Below are 18,386 nucleotides of genomic sequence, written 5' to 3' on the forward strand. Positions count from 1 at the left end.
GAACGGTCAAAACATTGAGTATAACCGGCAATACCAATACCAAGCCGAGGAGCGCCAAAAGGCGCTCCTCAACCCTTATAGCAGCTATCGCCAGCTTTCTGGTGATCGTAGCAACAACTTATCTTGGCCTTCTGGCCGTGACATTCTTCATTGGGCGCGTTGTCCCGATTGATCCTGTTCTTGCAATCGTCGGCGATCGCGCACCTGCGCACGTTGTTGAACGTGTGCGTCAGGAAATGGGCTTCAACCTGCCCTATTATCAGCAGTTTTACCTCTATGTGAAAGGTGTGCTGCAAGGCGACTTCGGAACATCTGTTCTGACCACAAATCCGGTCATGACCGATATTCGCCGCGTTTTCCCGGCGACCATGGAGCTTGCAACCATCGGCACGATAATCGGCGCGCTGTTTGGCATTCCGCTTGGGGTTCTTGCGGCAGTCAAACGCGGCAGCATCATCGATCAGATCGTACGCATCATTGGCCTTGTTGGCTATTCGGTGCCGATTTTCTGGCTCGGCATGCTGGCCTTGCTGATTTTCTATGCCCGCCTTGGTTGGACATCCGGTCCCGGTCGCATCGACATCACCTTTGAATACACGTTCACGCCGATTACCGGATTTTACGTCATCGACGCGATCATTCAGCGCGACTGGGAAGCATTGCGTAACATCATCTCCCACCTCGTTCTGCCATCGGCACTGCTCGGCTATTTCAGCCTTGCCTATATCAGCCGCATGACACGCTCTTTCATGCTCAATGAACTCGAGCAGGAATATATCATTGCTGCCCGTGCCAAGGGCATTTCCGAAACGCGGATCATCTGGGGCCACGCTCTGCGCAATGCAGCCGTGCCGCTTGTGACAGTGATTGTGCTTTCCTATGCAGGTCTGCTCGAAGGTTCGGTTCTGACCGAAACCATCTTTGCGTGGCCCGGCCTTGGTCTTTACATCACCAACTCGCTGCAAAATGCCGATATGAATGCCGTTCTGGGTGGTACCATTATCATCGGTTCGGTCTTTATCGCGCTCAACCTTGTGTCCGATCTCCTGTATCGGCTCCTTGATCCGAGGACGCGCGTAAGATGAGTCAAATGACAGACACTTCAAATCTTTCATGGCGCGAATGGTTGCTCTCCGAGCGCCCACAATCCCGCATGCAGGCCCGAATGGGTCGTTCCTACATGATCTGGCGTCGATTTACCGCGAATAAACTCGCAGTAATTGGCCTGATGATTATCATCGCACTGGTTCTGGTTGCAGCCTTTGCAAACGTGCTCGCACCACATTCGCCGACTCAAGGCGATCTCGCCAATGCGCGTCTCCTGCCACCAGGCACACCGGGTTATCTGCTTGGCACTGATGATCAGGGACGTGATATTCTCTCCCGCCTGATTTTCGGCTCCCGCATCACGCTTTATGTGGTGCTGCTCGTCGCGGTTATCGCGGCCCCTATCGGCCTTTTGGTCGGGACGGTTGCAGGCTATGCTGGTGGATGGGTCGATGCCGTTCTTATGCGCATCACCGATATTTTCCTTGCCTTCCCAAAACTTATTCTGGCGCTCGCCTTCGTTGCGGCATTGGGACCGGGTATTGAAAACGCCATCATTGCAATCGCGATCACCTCATGGCCGCCTTATGCGCGTATTGCTCGTGCAGAAACGCTGACCGTGCGCAATTCTGATTATATTTCCGCTGTTCGTCTGATGGGGGCTTCGCCTTTCCGCATCGTTTTGCGGCACATCATGCCGCTCTGCACTTCGTCGCTGATCGTTCGTGTGACGCTTGATATGGCAGGCATCATCCTGACTGCAGCTGGCCTCGGCTTTCTTGGTCTCGGTGCTCAGCCGCCATTGCCAGAATGGGGTGCAATGATTGCATCGGGTCGCCGCTTCATCCTCGACCAATGGTGGGTTGCTGCCATGCCAGGTATCGCGATCCTCATCGTCAGCCTTGGCTTCAACTTCCTCGGCGACGGCCTGCGTGACGCACTCGATCCGCGGGGTAACAACCAATGAAGCCACTTCTGACAGTTGATGACCTGCGCGTCACCTTCCCCACGCGTACCGGTGCGATTGAAGCCGTACGTGGCGTAAGCTTTACGCTCGGTCGCGAACGTTTGGGTATCGTGGGTGAGTCCGGATCGGGCAAATCTCAGACCGGGCGTGCGATCATGGGGCTCACGCCTCCACACGCTCAGATCACCGCAAAAACATTGCAGTTCGATGGTATCGATCTGTTGGACATCTCGGCTCGCGAGCGTCGCGCATTGCGCGGTGGCCGCGTTGCCATGGTGCTTCAGGACCCCAAATATTCGCTTAATCCGGTAATGACCATCGGCAAGCAAGTCGCCGAGACCCTCAAAGCCCACGGCAAATATAGCAGTAGTGAAATTCGTAAGCGTTCGATTTCAATGCTTGAAGCGGTACAAATTCGCGACGCTGAACGCGTCATGAAGCTCTATCCGCACGAAGTTTCGGGCGGTATGGGACAGCGTGTCATGATCGCCATGATGCTCGTTGCAGAACCTGAACTGCTGATTGCCGATGAACCGACATCAGCACTCGACGTGACGGTTCAGCTTGAAGTGCTTGGCATTCTCGACAAGCTGGTGGCAGAACGCGGCATGGGGCTGATCTTCATCAGCCACGATCTGCGTCTTGTGTCATCCTTCTGCGACCGCGTCATCGTGATGTATGCGGGCAAGATCGTTGAGGAGATTGCAGCAAGCGATCTCGCCAACGCAAAACACCCCTACACACAAGGACTGCTGAATTGCATGCCCAAGATCGGAGCGGATCAACATCCCCTGCCTACCTTGCAGCGTCAGGAGGCATGGCGGCTATGAGCACAGCATCAGCACTCAGAATTGATAAGGTCGATGTATTCTTCGATCATTTCCACGCGTTAAAATCTGTCAGCATTGACGTGGCGCGTGGCGAATCCTATGGGCTCGTTGGCGAATCCGGTTCGGGTAAATCCACCCTGCTTCGCGCCGTGGCAGGACTTGCACCCATTGATGACGGAGAAGTCCGAATTGATGGTAACGTGCTCAAGACACCACGTGACAAGGCGTTTTACCGCACTGTTCAAATGGTGTTTCAGGACCCATACGGCTCCCTTCACCCACGTCAGACAGTCGACCGTCTTTTGCTCGAACCACTCGCCATTCATGGCGTGGAAGACAGCGAAAAACGTATTGTCCGCGCATTGGATGAAGTGGGCTTGGGTTCAGGCTTCCGTTTCCGCTATCCCCATCAGCTGTCCGGTGGTCAACGTCAGCGTATCGCAATTGCGCGGGCATTGATTGTTGAACCATCCATCCTGCTTCTTGATGAACCAACTTCGGCACTTGATGCTTCTGTTCAGGCGGAAGTGTTGAACCTGCTTGAACAAGTACGTCGTGATCGCAAGCTGACTTTCGTCATGGTAAGTCATGACCTTGCAGTCATTACTCATATGTGTGACCGGCTTGCCGTCATGCGCAATGGCGAAGTTGTGGAGCAACTGGAGGCTTCTGAATTGGTAAGCGGCAAAATCAATGCCGACTATACCAAGAACCTGATGCGAGCCAGTGAAGGCTTTAGACGCTAAACATTAAGGGGACCAGAAGGTCCCCTTTTTACTATTCGTCTGAGCCGCGGCGCGCATTGTCACCATCCTGACCGCGCCGCCAATAAGCAACAATCAATTGTTTATCCTTCGGGATGTTCCGTTCTTTGCGCATATAGGTGCGGATCGAGCGGAATGCATTAAACTCACAAGCAGCCCACACATAAATGCTCTCTTCGCCCTCCGGCAGCTCCACGGCACGAACCGCATCCTGCAAAAGGGTCGTTGTGCCTGCTTCGGCCCCCTTGCGGTGCAGCCATTGCATATCCACGTCGGCGCGGGACTTAATCGCCTGTTCTTCCGCCTCACTGTCGATTTCGATGCGGACGACTGCCTTGGCACCTTCTGGCAATCGCTCAAGAATACGACCAATCGCCGGAAGGGCTGTTTCATCACCGGCCAGCAAATACCAATTTGCATCATCGGCTGCATCACCGCCGCCGGGGCCTGTCATCCCGACAATATCGCCCGGTTTAGCGCTAATCGCCCAGCCGGAACCCGGCGCATCGCTATCATCGCCATGAACGACCATGTCGATATCCACCCAGCCTGCCTTAGCATCAATCTGGCGGATCGTATAAACGCGGGTAGCAAGCTTGGCATCACCATCGGGCCAGACAGGGCGACCATCTTCGCCCGAGACTGGCCATTGCGGCTTGGCAAGGCCCTTTGGAGGAAACAGCAGGCGAATATGCAAGCCTGTATGAGCGAAGCGAGCCAGTTCGCTTCCCTTCAGCCGTACGCGACGCATGTGCGGCGTAACATTGCTGACGGCAACAACCTGCATTTCGCGGAAATAGGGCAGCGGCAAACCAGCAGCACCATCACCTTCCCAGATGATCTTTGGCTTTGGGCTTCCCTTCTCAAGAAACTCAAGCACATGTTCAGCGATGGAATATTTCATATAGGCAAGACCGGTTTCGTCACCGCTCTTTACGTCCACACTGACAGTCTCGTCGTCCCACTGCACATCTGCCTGACCGAAGCTAAGAACCAGCTTTGCGCTGCCCACCTGGCGTTCAACGTCAGCATGTTCAACAAAATGATCCAGCAACTGATTAACGATGCGATCAGGATTGTTGAGTGCGATACGGGTATTGGCGTTCAGGCCCAAATCAGACATGCCTGCTCTCCTATTTTTAACGGTGAGCAAGCCTTACCTGAATTTAAGATGACAATTCAAGTCATCTTTTTTCGATCAGCGCGGTTTGATGCCGCAATAAATTGTGACAGGCAGCGCCTGACGCCATGCATCAAAAGAACCAAGAACGCCTGCTTGTGCAACCTGCAGGCGGGTAAGTTCACCGCCATGCTGTTGATGCCAGCTGAAAAGCCGCATTTCGCTTTGCAATGTCACCGCATTGGCAACCAAACGCCCGCCAGGCTTCAGTGCATTCCAACAGGCTTCAATCACACCGGCATCCGTTACACCGCCACCGATGAAAATTGCATCCGGCGTTGCAAGGCCATCTAGCGCTCCCGGCGCTTCACCTTTTACAAGCTGTAAGCCAGGTACGCCCAGCGCGCGTGCATTGCGCTCAATCACGCTCTGCCGGTTTTCATCTGCCTCAATAGCGATGGCGCGGCAAGACTGATGAACACGCATCCATTCAATACCAATAGAGCCGCAACCTGCGCCAACATCCCAAAGAAGCTGCCCCGGAAGGGGCTGCAACCGAGACAGCGTCACAGCACGAATATCGCGTTTGGTCAGTTGTCCGTCATTTTCAAAAGCTGCATCGGGCAATCCGCTGACGGGTGAGAAAACAACAGCATTTGACGCGGCGATGCATTCAATTGCCAGCACGTTGAGATCTGCACAGTTTACATGCGACCAGTCTTCCGCCCGACCGCTGATGCACTTTTCATTTGGTCCGCCCAAATGCTCAAGCACCGTCAGGCGACTTTGACCAAAGCCTTTATTTTTCAGAAGGACGGCGGCTTTTGCAGGTGTCGTGCCATCATTGCTGAGCACAAGAATTTTCTCTCCCGGTAAAATATGCGGTACTAGCAATTCAAACGGACGCCCATGCACGCTGACCGTTCTCGCCTCCTGTAATGTCCAAACCATACGGTTTGCGGCCAGCGACAATGAGGATGGAAATGAGATGACGTGCATTTCCTGAGACGAAAAATGACGGCTTAGGGATGCGCCCATGCCAAAAAACATCGGATCGCCGCTTGCCAGTACCACAACCTGTCTGCCGCGCTGCGCCTCGATCATTGGAAATGCATTATCGAAAGGTACTGGCCATGAAACTCGCTCGGCTTTGACCTCATCATCAAGAAAAGCCAGATGCCGCTTGCCGCCAAAAATGATGTCCGCATTGGCAATGGCGTTCCGTGCTGTGTCGCCCAGCCCTGCAAGACCGTCTTCGCCAATACCGATAACTGTAAGCCAGCAGCCCATAAGCATTGCTCCTTTTTCCTGTTCGTATGGCGGCGCAGTAGCAAGCGCAAGCAGGAAGGCGTATAAGACCGTCATGTTAAGCCAGCAAACAGCTCCAACCGTGCCCTTGAGAGCAGACAGGCGCAATGCCTGCCCCGGCCTATCGCGCATGGTCATGGCAAAAGATGGCGCAATCGCTCGCGTCAAGCTTCCCTTGGGACGGATCAATACTACCGAAGCACGTTCGTTGGCCGAAATTGCAAAAGAGTTTGGAAACGGCACTATCGAGCTTTCGATTCGCTCCAACATCCAGATACGCGGCATCGCGCCCTCCAATTGGGATAAAGCGATAACAGCGCTCTATGATGCCGGTTTTGGCGCGGATAATCCGTCGGCCGATGACATTCGCAATGTAATGGTAAGCCCTACCGCATCAATCGATCGCACACAGCTTGCCGATACCTCCCGCCTTGCGACCTCGTTGCTGAAAATGCTTGAAGGCACGGAAAAATATCACGCGCTATCGCCGAAGTTTTCTTTCCAGATTGATGGCGGCGAAGACTGTGCCATGATTTCGCATACCGGAGATATCTGGCTCTCAGCACTGGAAGGCGGCGCCCATTATGCCGTTGGTCTGGCATCGTCGCCAGACACCCCGCCTGTCGGCATGGTCGCACAAGCGGAAGCGCTTTCCTTGATCGAAGCGCTGCTTGATCTGTTTCAGAGCCTCGCGGCAACGGGTGTGACGCGGATGAGGCACCTTTTTGAAACCTTGCCACAAGAGCAATTTCTGCAAGAGTTGCCTTTTGAACTCTCCCCCGCTCCGACTTGGAAACGAAAGCCGCCAAAACCCTTTTCATGGCTTGGAACCCATTCGCAAAAGGGTGGACACTTCTATGCAGGTGCAATGCCATTTCTCGGAAGATTGCAGACGGAACAATTGCATAAGCTGGCCCAGCTTGCGGAGAGCGCGAATGGCGGCGAAATTCGCCTCACGCCATGGCAAGGCGTTCTCCTGCCAAACATCGAGCAGGCAGACTGCAACCGGATCACAACCACATTGAACGAACTGGGGTTGGCAACATTGCCAGAAGCGCCACAGGCGCGCCTTCGGGCCTGTTCCGGCTCTGCCGGCTGTGCTTCCGCCCTTGCGGGCACTTTAACCGATGCTCAGCGTCTCGCTGGCATGCTCATCGCAGGCAACAAGCAGGTCCATATTACGGGTTGCACCAAATCCTGCGCAGCACTTTCTCCCCTGCCTCACACGCTTTTGGCGCGTTCGGATGATCATTATGATCTCTTTTCGCAAGACAGCGCTGGACCATTGCGTTTCGGGCAGCTATTGGCCTCAAACATCACCATTGACTAGGCTGCGTTTATTTTAAACGCCCGAAATCTATAAGAGCGTATCCCGAAAAGTGTGAAGCAATTTTCGGGCAAGATATGCGTTAAACAAATAGGTAGAACGGACGCCATGACAGACTATATCCGCGATGGACAGGCCATTTATGACCGCTCCTTCGCCATCATCCGTTCTGAGGCCGATTTGAGCCGCATTCCCCTCGATCTCGAAAAGCTTGCCGTACGTGTTGCTCACGCATCCGGCATGGTCGATATCGTTGAAGACCTCGTCTTTTCGGATGGCGCGGGGCAAGCCGGGCGAGATGCACTCTTTAAAGGCGCGCCAATCCTCTGCGATGCACGCATGGTCGCAGAAGGCATCACTCGCTCACGCCTGCCAGCCAACAATGAAGTTATCTGCACACTGAATGATCCGTCCGTGCCGGAACTGGCGAAGAAGATCGGCAACACGCGCTCTGCCGCAGCCCTTGATCTCTGGCTTCCACATCTTGAAGGCAGCATCGTTGCCATCGGCAATGCGCCCACCGCCCTCTTTCGCCTGTTTGAAATTTTGGACAATGGTGCCCCTAAACCAGCCCTCATCATCGGCATGCCGGTCGGTTTTGTGGGTGCAGCCGAATCCAAAGATGAGCTTGCTGAAAATAGCCGTGGCGTACCCTTTGTTATCGTGCGCGGACGTCGCGGTGGCAGCGCCATGACCGCAGCCGCTGTCAATGCACTTGCTTCGGAGCGCGAATAATGGCGCCAAAAGGGAAGCTTTATGGTCTGGGCGTTGGCCCCGGTGACCCTGAACTTATCACGCTTAAGGCACTCAGATTGCTTAAGTCCGCGCCCGTAGTCGCCTATCATGCGGCAAAGGGTAAAAAGGGCAATGCGCTGACGATTGTGGAAACCTATCTGTCGCCTGAACAGACGCTGGTGCCGCTCATCTATCCGGTGACGACGGAAAAACTGCCCGCTCATATGGATTACGAGCAGATCGTCAGCGATTTCTATGCAGAGATCACTGCAACAATCGCAAACCATCTCGACGCTGGCCGCGATGTCGCTGTAATCGCCGAGGGCGATCCGTTCTTCTACGGCTCGTTCATGTATATCCATGACCGATTGGCCGAAAAATACGAAACCGAAGTCGTGCCGGGCGTTTGCTCGGTCTTGGGTGCCGCTGCCGTGCTTGGCGCACCGCTCGTCTATCGCAATCAAACGCTTTCAATCGTTTCGGGAGTTATGACTGCTGAGGAATTGAAACAGCGGCTCGCCGGCAGTGAAGCCGCTGCCATCATGAAACTCGGCAAAAATCTGGACAAGGTTCGCGATGTTCTGAGCGAGCTTGGGTTGATGGATCGTGCGCTTTATATCGAGCGTGCTACTATGCAGAACCAGCGTATTGCGCCTTTGGCAGAAGTCAGCGGCGGTGACTGTCCTTATTTCTCAATCATTCTGGTTCCAGGCAAAAAGTGGAACGGTGCATGAAAGCAGCTATTCTCGTTCTTGGCGAAGCTGCAACTTCCACGGCACGCAACATACAATCTAGACTTAGAAATGCTGAAATTCTGGGGCTGGAAAATCGCGTTACGAGCGCAGACAAGCATTTCACACATTTCGGCGACACGATACGTGCGCTCTATGAGGAAGGTCGTCCGATAATCGCGCTGTGCGCCGCTGGTATCATCATCCGCGCACTCGCTCCTCTTTTGCAAAACAAACGGATAGAGCCTCCGGTTCTGGCCGTTGCAGAAGATGGTAGCGCTGTCGTGCCATTGCTTGGCGGCCTTTCCGGCGTCAATGATCTGGCGCGAACCATCGCTCAGGCGCTTGAAGTGCCCCCTGCTATCACCACGACGGGCGAATTGCGGTTTGGCATCAATCTGCTCCATCCACCGGCTGAATTGACCCTCGCCAATCCCGAAGCTGCCAAGACCTTCATGTCCGATCTGCTGGCGGGAGAAACCTTGCGCGTCAATGGCAGCTCGCGCTGGCTCACCGCATCAAAACTGCCGTTATCTGACAATGGTCAACTGACAATCAGCATCACGCCTGAAACGCGTGCGCCGCGGACTAACGAGCTGATATACCATCCGCGAACGATTTCCGTGGCGATTGATAAGCCCGGCGAAAACCTCGTAAGCCTTATCGAGCAAACACTTGATAGTTCAGAGCTATCAAAGGATTCACTTGCTCTTCTTCTCGTCCACGAGAAAGACTGCGCTTCACCCCATATTCATCAGGCAGCACAAATACTCAAAGCACCGCTGCGCATTGTTTCGGGCGTGGATGATCTGGCAACGGTATCCGTCGAAAACCCGCAGCACCTTATCAAATCCGATAGGCTGACACTGGCCATTGCAGCAACACCAGCCGATGTTCTCTTCATAGGACGCAATCGCGGCAAGCTGACTGTGGTTGGCCTTGGCCCCGGTGCACGAGACCTAATGACACCAGCCGTTCAGCGCGATCTGGAACGCGCCGAAGATGTGCTTGGCTATGAAACCTATGTGCGCATGGCTGGCCCATTTCGCGATGATCAGAACATCCACATGACTGACAATCGCGAGGAGATGCAGCGCGCGCGTCATGCCTTCGAACTCGCTGCTTCAGGCCGTGATGTGGTATTGGTTTCGTCAGGCGATCCCGGTGTGTTTGCCATGGCAGCGGCAGTTATCGAAGCGCTTCATGAATCGTCTGATCCGGCATGGCATAGTGTTGATCTCGTGATTCAGCCGGGCATTTCAGCCGCTATGGCTGCAGCTTCCCGCATCGGCGCACCACTTGGGCATGATTTCTGCATTATCTCGCTTTCTGACAATCTCAAGCCCTGGGATGTCATTGAAAGGCGTCTGGCGCTCGCAGCACAAGCTGATCTCGCCATGGCTTTCTACAATCCGATATCCAAAGCCCGTCCGCATCAGCTCGGTCGCGCGCTGGAAATTCTCCGGCAGTATCGTGTTGCTGAAACGCCAGTCGTGCTCGGTCGCGATATTGGCAGGCCCGCCGAAACTACGCGTGTCACAACGCTGGGTGAACTCACGCCCAAAGACGTCGATATGCGAACTGTGGTGATCGTCGGCTCGTCCCATACTGAGCGCTTTTCTCGTGTGGACGGCGGCGAATGGGTTTATACGCCGCGATGGTATGGCGAGAAGCCGGACAAATAAACAGAAACAAAAGGCAGGGAAATCCCTGCCTTTTTAATAATTTAGATCCGTTTATTGAATCATTTCTTCTTCGACTTCTTCGGTGTAGCTGGAGCAGCCGATGCGGTCTGAGCTGCAGCGGCTTCGGCTGCGACCTGGTCTGCGCTCTTCGGCGAAGTATCGATAACCGAACGAACCGAACCGTTTGCAGAAACCTGACAAACCGCCGTGCGCAGATCCACCTTCAGGTCAACATCCGTACCGCCGCCAGCGCCCGGACGGGAATTAACCGCGCTGATGACGCGTTCAGGCAGGAAATACTTGTTGGCAGCTGCAGTGATACATGGCTGAGCCAGCGAAGAATCTACCGATGAGGTCGGAACGAAACGTGGCAGCGATATGCTTGATGCAGTGACCGGTGCCTCGGACTTGCCGGGAACCGTCGCATTCTGCGTGGTCGTCGTACAAGCGGCAGCCAGTGGAGCCAGCATAGCAATGACAAAGAAACGGGCTCCGATGCGGGTGCGTCCGTACATGATCAACCTCTTACGATCTGCTGATTAGGTAAAATTTTAACTGAGATAACTATTCGGTTTTTGCCGATTGTCGAGTGGCAGGAAGGCCACAATGCTGGTTTTTCGTTGGGCATCCCCAACAGCGTCATCATTGTTTCGTGAATATCCAGTTCAACATCTCCCGCCAGTCGCTCATGCGGATAGGCGTTCCATGGTTTCCGCTTTCAAAACGACGAAACTGCACCGGATAACCCGGCGCTTTCTTGCGTATATCCCGATAGAAAGCTTCCTGCTTGTCGATTGCGAAAACCGGATCGCGACTGCCATGTCCAAAAAAAACCGGCACACGCTTCTTGAATGCAGGTGATTTGAAAAAATCATTGTCCCATAATGATCCTAACAGGATCAGGCCAGAAAGCTGATTAGCCGCTTTATCATTCGAAGCGATCCGCCAGCAAAGTGCACCTCCCTGTGAGCCACATGCAAGAACAAGCGGCGCGGATGGCGACATTGCCTTCGCAGCTTCAATAAGTCCCGCGATCTGCGCCTCGCCTGAAGCCGCAAAATCCTTGAAGTCCGGCGTCAAATAAAGCCCACCATTGAGTGCGGCTAAGTTCTTCACGCGGTTGAAATTACCGCCGAAGGTAAAATCATTCATGCCTTGCAGACGATTACCGCCGCGTCCATGCAGATAAATGACGATAAAAGCCGCACCTTGCTGCTTTCCGGCCGCCATCGCCTTTACCGGACCAGCAGCGGTCTGAAACGTGAGATCTTTTTGATAGGCCCGCGCCTTCAGCGAAACATAGGCATCCTTCACGCGCTTTTCGGGAACGGCATCGCGACCATTGATGTCGCGCATTTCGTTGTAATCAATGACTTTATAATCGCCATTATCAGCGCTGCTCAACACACCCGGATAGGCAAAATAATTGTCTTTGAAAGGCGGAAGCGGACCTTGCGCATACGCCGAACTGGAAAATACCAGTAAAAACGCTGTAACTATTCCTACACGTTTGCGCATTGCCCCTCCCAAAAAGCACATTCAAAGCTCAAGCGTATGATAACGACGATTGAGATATATCAGAGCCTCTTCGTCCGCATTCGAGCGCAATCCCACCACTTCACCGAACAGGACGTGATGTGTGGAATGATCCTGAACGCTAATAACGCGGCAGTCGAAAACAGCCAATGCACCTATCAGCGTTGGCGCGCCTGTCGCGAGAACGTCCCACGCGGCAAGCTCAAAGCGCTCATCCTGCGTAAGACCGATACGGCCCGAAAATGCATCTGCAAGCTGTTGGTGCGATCCAGCCAGCGTATTGACCGCGAACACGGCGTTCTTGATGAACAGTTGGTTTTCTTCATGAGTCTTCTGCAAGCAGATCAGAACGGTCGGCGGATTATCCGAGACCGAGCAGGAAGCGGTCAGAGTAAGTCCACGTCTTCCTGCAGAACCGGCAGTGGTTACAACCTGTACCGCACCCGCATAATGGCTCATCGCATCACGATAAGTCTTCGGTTCTACCGGCATAGTATTTGAGATGATGTTTTTATCTGTTTGCACGTCAGCAAGCATCCGTATTGTCTGACAGGCTTCCGCAGACCAATGTCTGTTTACCTGTATACATATACGGGCATTGCACAAAGGCGAGGAAACCGCTACCCACTTTTCGTTCAATTAGCCATGAAATGTTTGAAGAAGATAAATCGCGTGATCAAACCAGTGCCATTACCGGGAAAACATAAAGCGGTTCTCCGCCCGGAATTGCGCATGCACAACTTCACGAAGATATTTGCTACGGCCTTATCGGCTTTCACGATGCTTTGCCTGCCGACCATGGCGCAGGAAAATTCAACAGTAATACGCATTGGAATTGCAGCGCCTCTGAGCGGTGGATTTGTTCCACTCGGAAATCAGCTCGTCGATGGTGCACGTGTGGCGGCAACAGCCAAGAATGCTGAACTTGTCGTCGCGGATGATCGCTGTGATGCTGAAGGTGGTAAAACGGCTGCAGAAACCTTCATTAAAGACAATGTGCAGATAGCCACTGGCTTCCTTTGCTCTGAAGCATTGGAAGCGGCGCTGCCTTTATTGAACCGGCGCAACATTCCCGTCATTACCTCCGGTGTCAGTGACTTAACGCTGACAGAAAAGCGTTCTTCCACTCCGCTCCCCGTGTTTCGCCTGACCACAGGTCTGGATAAAGAAACGCGCGCCACGGGTAGCTTTTTAGGTAGCCTCTGGCGCTCCCAGCCCTTCGCCGTCATTGACGACGGCACGATTGAAGGCCGTGAACGCGCATCTCATGTTCTGGCCAGTCTCAGGGAACAACAGCTTCAGCCGGTTTTTACCGATACATATCGACCGGGTCTCGAAAACCAGAATGCACTCGTTGCCCGTCTGCGCCGTGCGGGCGCGACGCATGTATATGTCGGCGGAGAGCGTGATGATATTGCAGCCATTGGTGCGAGCGCTACGACGCTTAAATATCCGCTGGTGATCGCGGGTGGCAGTGTTTTGAATGCTGCACCAGGCACGCAGCCTTTAAGCGCTGACACATTGATGATCGCGCCGTTAAAGCCGCAAGATCTTTCGACCGCAAAAACAGCCGTCGATGCAATCAATCAGGCTGGAAAACTAGCTGAAGCCTATTCAATCAACGGATTTGCCACGATTGAACTTGCAGAAGCGGCCATCAGACAGGCGACGGACCAGAAGCAGCCTTTGATCGATATTTTGCGCGATAATTCTTTCGAGACATCGCTTGGTACGCTCAATTTTGATGGTAATGGTATGCGGACAGACAATCCCAATCGTCTGCAACGCTATGATGGAACACAGTTCATATCAGCTGACTAATCAGCCCGATCAGGCTCGCGATGATCAAGAGCCCTGTCATCAGGCTCATCACTGTCCAGAATAACTGAATCGCCGCGTCGATATCCTCGGCATTCGCGTCGCGCTTACCGTCGCTGTTGAGCATAGGCCCTTCGACCTTCTCTGCCCCATATTGTCGGGGACCAGCAAGCGCTAATCCAAGCGCACCAGCAAAAGCCGATTCCGGCCAGCCGGCATTCGGCGAACGATGCAGTCGCGCATCGCGCCACATCACAGCAAAAGCTCGCTTTCCCGTTTGCCTATTGTGCGTGAATGCAGCAGCCAAAGCAGACAACAAGCCAGTCAGCCGCGCGGGAATATAGTTCACCACATCATCAAGGCGCGCTGCGAAACGTCCAAAATGACGATAGCGTTCGTTCAGATGGCCAATCATCGAGTCAGCGGTGTTAATGAGCTTATAGGCAAACAGACCCGGCAACCCGCCAATGAGAAACCAGAACGCAGGCGCAACAATGCCATCCGACGCATTCTCAGCGAGGCTTTCAACCGCAGCCCGGCTGACACCACCTTCATCAAGCTGTTCAGGGTTGCGCCCCACAATCATTGAAACCGCTTTGCGGCCACCTTCGATACCGTCTTCACGCAGACCATTCGCCACGGCTTTCACATGATCGGCTAGGCTCTTTTGCGCCAAAAACACAGCAACGATGACAATCTCAATCAATGCGCCAGCGCTGCCCAAAAAAGGCAAAAAATATTCAATTGCCAATCCGATTAGCACACAAAGAGCCACCAACCCGATTGTAAGCCACATGCCGTTGCGGCGCAGTGATTCAACCGAAAGGTGATTATTGTTAAAGCGCTTTTCACCCCAGCTGATTGCTTTTCCGAACAATACGACCGGGTGCGTGAACCTTTGCCAAAGTTGCGGCGGGTCGCCGACGATGCGATCCAGAACAAGCGCTAATGAAAGAACAATCAGCTTTATTTCCATAGTCTTGCAAGACTTCCCTGAATCAATCTTTCAAGCACAGAATCTCACGCAATGCCTGCTCCAGACGCGCGAATGCCTCTTCATCGGCAGCAAGTCCAATGCGTAACCATTGAGGTGCATAGGCGAACTTTCGTACCAGAATATGTTTTCCACAAAGGGCGTCATAAATCGCATGAGCATCGCTGTGCGCAACCAAAGCGAAGAGTGCTGTGCCACCCACTTCCTTTAAACCGCATCGCGTGAGGACGGTGGCAAGCTCCGCCCGCCGCCAATCAATGCGCGCACGAAAGTCTTTTAACGCCGCATCGCTTTCAAAAGCATGTTCGGCTATCGCCAGTGCCGGTCCAGATACCGCCCATGGACCAAGCCGCTCAGTTATCTTCTCCACGATCTTCGCGCTTGACAACAAGAAACCAAGCCTTACGCCCGCAAGGCCGAAAAACTTGCCGAAAGACTTCAGCACAATCATCGGTGCTGTAGCAGCATAGGCCGCAACACTGACTTCGACATGCGGATCAGCAAAAGCCTCATCAACAACGAGAAAACCACCGCGCTCGCCAAGTCTCATTGCCAGCTCAAGCAGATCGGGACGCGCGATAATTCGTCCATCTGGATTGTTTGGACTGACGATTGTGACAACGCGCGCGTCGTGCGGAATATCTTCGAGCGTCGCACATTCGACCACCTTCCAGCCCGTGGCTTTAAAAGAAGCAGCATGTTCCTGATAGGTCGGGCCTAAAATAGCGACAGTTGAAGGTTCGAGTAACGTCGGAATGAGCTGAATAAGCGACTGTGTTCCCGGCGCAGCCACAATAGGCGCTTCATCCGCAACACTGTAGTAGCGCTGTCCCGACACGAGAACCCGCTGCAGAAGCCCCTCATCCGGCAATCGGTTCCACAGGGCTGGCGTGAAATCCGGGAGAGGAAAGTGTTCAGGATTGATGCCTGTCGAAAGGTCAAGCCACTCTTCGGCTTTGCCACCAAAGCGCGCAATAGCACGATCCAGCGCACCGCCATGTTCAATATGCGTGTTCACGCATCATCTCCGCTGAAATCAATTACATGCATGAATGAGCCCGAAACGGAACCAACACGTAAGCCCACCTCTCCGTGATCTTCGCCCGCTGCATCGCGCACTTTGAAAAGTCGCTCTGAATCACCTTCACGGACAATCGACGCATAGTGAAATTCATGTGCCTTGAGCTGCATTTGCCAAGGCGAACCGGCAAGCGGCGTGAGCGATCTATAGCCAAGATGAAGTTTTCTTTGGGCGAAACTTGTATCCAGCGGCAAAAGCCCGAGCATCGAATGGTTCATGCCTTGAGCGTCTTCCAGCGCTTCACCGAGCACCATATAGCCACCGCATTCGCCATAGATTGCAACGCCCTTCGTTGCCGCAGCCTTCATGCCCAGCTGGAAGTTTTTCGCAGAAGCCAGTTTGCCCGCAAAAAGTTCGGGATAGCCGCCGGGTAGATAAATCGCATCGGCATTTTGATCCGGTGCTTCATCGGCCAGCGGCGAAAAAAACGAAATCTCAGCCCCACGCCTGCGCCAGCCTTCAAAGAGATGCGCATAGGCGAAAGCAAATGCATCATCACGCGCTACTGCAATTCGGCTGCCCAATGGCTTGAGACGTGGCACATTGGCCATCGCCGCATGACGTTTCGGCGCTGACCAGATATGCGTCAGAGCCGCAAAATCGATGCGCGTCTCCAAAACATCAGCAGCGTGATCGAGAAAACGCTCCAGGTCGGCATGTTCGCCTGCCTGCACCAACCCAAGATGGCGTTCGGGCAAAACGAGTGCCTCATCGCGTGGAATCGCACCCAGAACGGTAATGCCAAGCGGCTTCAATGCTTCGCGCAGCATCATTTCATGACGCGCACTGCCCACACGGTTCAGCACGATACCAGCTATCAACACGTCCTTGCGAAATTGGCTAAATCCGGAAACAAGCGCCGCGATGGAATGCGATTGTTTTGCACAATCCACGACCAGCACCACCGGCAGATCAAGCATTTTTGCAAGATCAGCAGACGAGCCTTTGCCATCCATAGCCCCATCAAACAGCCCCATCATGCCTTCAGCAACAAGCAGCTTGCCACCTTCGGTCATACGCGAAGAAAGCGCGCTGATAAGTTCAGGCCGCATCGCCCATGGATCAAGGTTAAAGCATTCTGCCCCGCTCGCAGCCTTATGATAGGCAGGATCGATATAATCCGGTCCTGCCTTGACGGGAGCAAGAGACACGCCGCGCCGCTTGAGCGCCCGCAGCAAACCAAGCGTGATGGTTGTTTTACCCGATCCCGATGCCGGGGCTGCAATCATGAAGCCATTCATGCGCTTTGCACTCCACGCTTTTCGTGATTCAGATGAAGCGGATCACTTATGAGTTGACGCCCGCCCTCAGCACCGAGCCAATCGAGGCCAGAGCGCAATCGCACAACTTCACCCACAACGACGATTGCAGGTGGATTAAGGCCAGCCGCTTCCACATCTGCAACGGCGCCTGCCAGTGTTGTCTCCAGAACCACCTGTTCCGGCAAGCTGGCATTACAAACAAAGGCTACCGGTTCATCAGGTGAGCGCCCGGCAGCTATCAGCCGCGATGTGATGAGATCGATATGCTTCATCGCCATATACATAACAATAACCGGAGAGGACTGCGCAATGCCCTCCCAATTAATGCGGTCAGGCAGCAATCCGGTGGCGTCATGCCCTGTCAGAAAGGTGACGGACTGGTTGATATCACGATGCGTGGCGGCAATGCCTGCATAGGCTAGACCACCTATACCCGCAGTGATGCCGGGGACGATGCGGAAGGGCACGCAATGCTCAACAAGTGTCAGCGCCTCTTCTGCCCCACGCCCAAAAACAAAAGGATCGCCACCCTTCAGGCGCAAGACCTTCTTGCCTTCCTTAGCAAGTTCAACCAATCGCAGCGAAATATCACGCTGCTTCGGCGAAGGCTTTCCTCCACGTTTTCCTGCATATTCGATCAGTGCATCATCTCGCTTCAGCGAAAGACAGGCATCATCGACCAGCGCATCATAAACGATTACATCGGCTTGTTGCAGTGCATTGACAGCATGAAGTGTCAGCAATCCGGGATCGCCGGGACCAGCTCCGACAAGCCAGACATGCCCTGCCTGCATCGAAGGCAAGTTCACTTTGCTCTTCGAAACAATGCAAGCAGTCGTTTGTTCACGCTTGTTCATCTTATCAACCATAATTCTATCTAAAGCATGTCGCAGTTAAATGGATTCATTTAACATTCGCGAACATGCGACAATTAAAAGAATCTAGAGCGAGCACCATGGGTGCGATTAAACGCGACACTCTCTAGTTGTCTAATTACGAAACTTGCATGCCTCAGTTGCTGGCACTGAGCAACTTTCGGAATGTTAAGGACCACTAGCATCTTTATGAATCTAGTGGATTTTTCGAATTTGACGTTTGATACGGCAATTATTTCGGTCGGAATACAAACGTCAAATTCAATCCACTAGCGGCACAGCTATCAGATACATTATAAGGCGTCC

Annotated in this window: 18 protein-coding genes; 9 read left to right on the top strand and 9 right to left on the bottom strand. The window is 53.6% G+C overall.

All coding sequences use genetic code 11. The annotated features are described in order from the left end of the window. Window positions 1-20: 20 nt before the first annotated feature. From OIV19_RS07670 to OIV19_RS07685, 4 genes are read left to right on the top strand one after another with little or no spacing between them, the layout of a single operon-like run. On the top strand, window positions 21-1,085 hold the full coding sequence (locus OIV19_RS07670) for an ABC transporter permease (RefSeq protein ID WP_264231153.1): 1,065 nt from the start codon (window positions 21-23) through the stop codon (window positions 1,083-1,085). Beyond that, a complete protein-coding gene (locus tag OIV19_RS07675) occupies window positions 1,082-2,014 on the top strand; it encodes an ABC transporter permease (protein ID WP_024898948.1) in 933 nt (310 codons plus the stop codon). The genes OIV19_RS07670 and OIV19_RS07675 overlap by 4 nt, the downstream gene beginning before the upstream one ends. Continuing rightward, window positions 2,011-2,844 (top strand): ABC transporter ATP-binding protein, encoded by an 834-nt coding sequence (locus OIV19_RS07680; protein ID WP_134155112.1) that lies wholly within the window; start codon window positions 2,011-2,013, stop codon window positions 2,842-2,844. Before OIV19_RS07675 ends, OIV19_RS07680 begins: the two co-directional genes overlap by 4 nt. Continuing rightward, complete coding sequence (locus OIV19_RS07685) at window positions 2,841-3,590, top strand: ABC transporter ATP-binding protein (protein WP_264231117.1); 750 nt, start codon at window positions 2,841-2,843, stop codon at window positions 3,588-3,590. Before OIV19_RS07680 ends, OIV19_RS07685 begins: the two co-directional genes overlap by 4 nt. Window positions 3,591-3,621: 31 nt before the next feature. Here the strand turns inward: OIV19_RS07685 and OIV19_RS07690 are convergent, their stop codons facing one another. After that, on the bottom strand, window positions 3,622-4,731 hold the full coding sequence (locus OIV19_RS07690; RefSeq protein WP_264231118.1) for a siderophore-interacting protein: 1,110 nt from the start codon (window positions 4,729-4,731) through the stop codon (window positions 3,622-3,624). 75 nt (window positions 4,732-4,806) lie between these two features. After that, window positions 4,807-6,018: a precorrin-6y C5,15-methyltransferase (decarboxylating) subunit CbiE gene (gene cbiE / locus OIV19_RS07695; RefSeq protein WP_264231154.1), complete on the bottom strand. Its 1,212-nt coding sequence runs from the start codon at window positions 6,016-6,018 to the stop codon at window positions 4,807-4,809. 73 nt (window positions 6,019-6,091) lie between these two features. Here cbiE and cobG point away from each other — a divergent pair, with 73 nt between their 5' ends. From cobG to cobJ, 4 genes are all read left to right on the top strand, one after another. Then, entirely contained in the window at window positions 6,092-7,366 is a 1,275-nt protein-coding gene (gene cobG / locus OIV19_RS07700) for a precorrin-3B synthase (RefSeq protein WP_264231119.1), read from the top strand. Window positions 7,367-7,471: 105 nt separating this feature from the next. Beyond that, entirely contained in the window at window positions 7,472-8,098 is a 627-nt protein-coding gene (locus OIV19_RS07705) for a precorrin-8X methylmutase (RefSeq protein WP_264231120.1), read from the top strand. Then, complete coding sequence (locus OIV19_RS07710; protein WP_264231121.1) at window positions 8,098-8,832, top strand: precorrin-2 C(20)-methyltransferase; 735 nt, start codon at window positions 8,098-8,100, stop codon at window positions 8,830-8,832. The genes OIV19_RS07705 and OIV19_RS07710 overlap by 1 nt, the downstream gene beginning before the upstream one ends. After that, window positions 8,829-10,514, top strand: a complete 1,686-nt coding sequence (gene cobJ / locus OIV19_RS07715; protein WP_264231122.1) for a precorrin-3B C(17)-methyltransferase — start codon at window positions 8,829-8,831, stop codon at window positions 10,512-10,514. The genes OIV19_RS07710 and cobJ overlap by 4 nt, the downstream gene beginning before the upstream one ends. Before the next feature lie 59 nt (window positions 10,515-10,573). Here the strand turns inward: cobJ and OIV19_RS07720 are convergent, their stop codons facing one another. The 3 genes from OIV19_RS07720 to OIV19_RS07730 form a co-directional block, all read right to left on the bottom strand. Continuing rightward, complete coding sequence (locus OIV19_RS07720; protein ID WP_264231123.1) at window positions 10,574-11,029, bottom strand: hypothetical protein; 456 nt, start codon at window positions 11,027-11,029, stop codon at window positions 10,574-10,576. A 127-nt stretch (window positions 11,030-11,156) separates the two neighbouring features. Next, entirely contained in the window at window positions 11,157-12,032 is an 876-nt protein-coding gene (locus OIV19_RS07725) for an alpha/beta hydrolase (protein WP_264231124.1), read from the bottom strand. A gap of 21 nt (window positions 12,033-12,053) precedes the next feature. Further along, window positions 12,054-12,575, bottom strand: coding sequence for a flavin reductase (locus OIV19_RS07730; RefSeq protein ID WP_264231125.1), 522 nt, complete (start codon window positions 12,573-12,575; stop codon window positions 12,054-12,056). Window positions 12,576-12,617: 42 nt separating this feature from the next. Between OIV19_RS07730 and OIV19_RS07735 the strand changes: the two genes are divergently transcribed. After that, window positions 12,618-13,871, top strand: coding sequence for a branched-chain amino acid ABC transporter substrate-binding protein (locus OIV19_RS07735; RefSeq protein WP_498831031.1), 1,254 nt, complete (start codon window positions 12,618-12,620; stop codon window positions 13,869-13,871). Here the strand turns inward: OIV19_RS07735 and cbiB are convergent. Genes cbiB through cobA form a run of 4 tightly spaced genes read right to left on the bottom strand, consistent with a single transcriptional unit; the run spans window position 13,855 to window position 18,062 of the window. Continuing rightward, complete coding sequence (cbiB, locus tag OIV19_RS07740) at window positions 13,855-14,844, bottom strand: adenosylcobinamide-phosphate synthase CbiB (protein WP_264231126.1); 990 nt, start codon at window positions 14,842-14,844, stop codon at window positions 13,855-13,857. The two genes, OIV19_RS07735 and cbiB, sit on opposite strands and share 17 nt — an antisense overlap. 22 nt (window positions 14,845-14,866) lie before the next feature. Continuing rightward, window positions 14,867-15,880 (bottom strand): threonine-phosphate decarboxylase CobD, encoded by a 1,014-nt coding sequence (gene cobD / locus OIV19_RS07745; protein WP_264231127.1) that lies wholly within the window; start codon window positions 15,878-15,880, stop codon window positions 14,867-14,869. Then, entirely contained in the window at window positions 15,877-17,184 is a 1,308-nt protein-coding gene (locus OIV19_RS07750) for a cobyrinic acid a,c-diamide synthase CobB (RefSeq protein ID WP_264231128.1), read from the bottom strand. Before OIV19_RS07750 ends, cobD begins: the two co-directional genes overlap by 4 nt. After that, a complete protein-coding gene (gene cobA, locus OIV19_RS07755; protein WP_264231129.1) occupies window positions 17,181-18,062 on the bottom strand; it encodes a uroporphyrinogen-III C-methyltransferase in 882 nt (293 codons plus the stop codon). The genes OIV19_RS07750 and cobA overlap by 4 nt, the downstream gene beginning before the upstream one ends. Window positions 18,063-18,386 lie beyond the last annotated feature (324 nt).

This window comes from Brucella sp. HL-2 (assembly GCF_025846885.2).
In the GTDB taxonomy this organism is placed as follows: domain Bacteria; phylum Pseudomonadota; class Alphaproteobacteria; order Rhizobiales; family Rhizobiaceae; genus Brucella; species Brucella quorumnocens.

Coding starts and splice junctions, on each gene's coding strand:
- OIV19_RS07720 (WP_264231123.1), bottom strand. CDS start 11,029: ATGTACGGACGCACCCGCATCGGAGCCCGTTTCTTTGTCATTGCTATG.
- OIV19_RS07675 (WP_024898948.1), top strand. CDS start 1,082: ATGAGTCAAATGACAGACACTTCAAATCTTTCATGGCGCGAATGGTTG.
- OIV19_RS07725 (WP_264231124.1), bottom strand. CDS start 12,032: ATGCGCAAACGTGTAGGAATAGTTACAGCGTTTTTACTGGTATTTTCC.
- cobG (WP_264231119.1), top strand. CDS start 6,092: ATGTTAAGCCAGCAAACAGCTCCAACCGTGCCCTTGAGAGCAGACAGG.
- cbiE (WP_264231154.1), bottom strand. CDS start 6,018: ATGGGCTGCTGGCTTACAGTTATCGGTATTGGCGAAGACGGTCTTGCA.
- OIV19_RS07750 (WP_264231128.1), bottom strand. CDS start 17,184: ATGAATGGCTTCATGATTGCAGCCCCGGCATCGGGATCGGGTAAAACA.
- OIV19_RS07690 (WP_264231118.1), bottom strand. CDS start 4,731: ATGTCTGATTTGGGCCTGAACGCCAATACCCGTATCGCACTCAACAAT.
- OIV19_RS07680 (WP_134155112.1), top strand. CDS start 2,011: ATGAAGCCACTTCTGACAGTTGATGACCTGCGCGTCACCTTCCCCACG.
- OIV19_RS07710 (WP_264231121.1), top strand. CDS start 8,098: ATGGCGCCAAAAGGGAAGCTTTATGGTCTGGGCGTTGGCCCCGGTGAC.
- cbiB (WP_264231126.1), bottom strand. CDS start 14,844: ATGGAAATAAAGCTGATTGTTCTTTCATTAGCGCTTGTTCTGGATCGC.
- OIV19_RS07685 (WP_264231117.1), top strand. CDS start 2,841: ATGAGCACAGCATCAGCACTCAGAATTGATAAGGTCGATGTATTCTTC.
- OIV19_RS07735 (WP_498831031.1), top strand. CDS start 12,618: ATGTCTGTTTACCTGTATACATATACGGGCATTGCACAAAGGCGAGGA.
- cobA (WP_264231129.1), bottom strand. CDS start 18,062: ATGAACAAGCGTGAACAAACGACTGCTTGCATTGTTTCGAAGAGCAAA.
- cobJ (WP_264231122.1), top strand. CDS start 8,829: ATGAAAGCAGCTATTCTCGTTCTTGGCGAAGCTGCAACTTCCACGGCA.
- OIV19_RS07705 (WP_264231120.1), top strand. CDS start 7,472: ATGACAGACTATATCCGCGATGGACAGGCCATTTATGACCGCTCCTTC.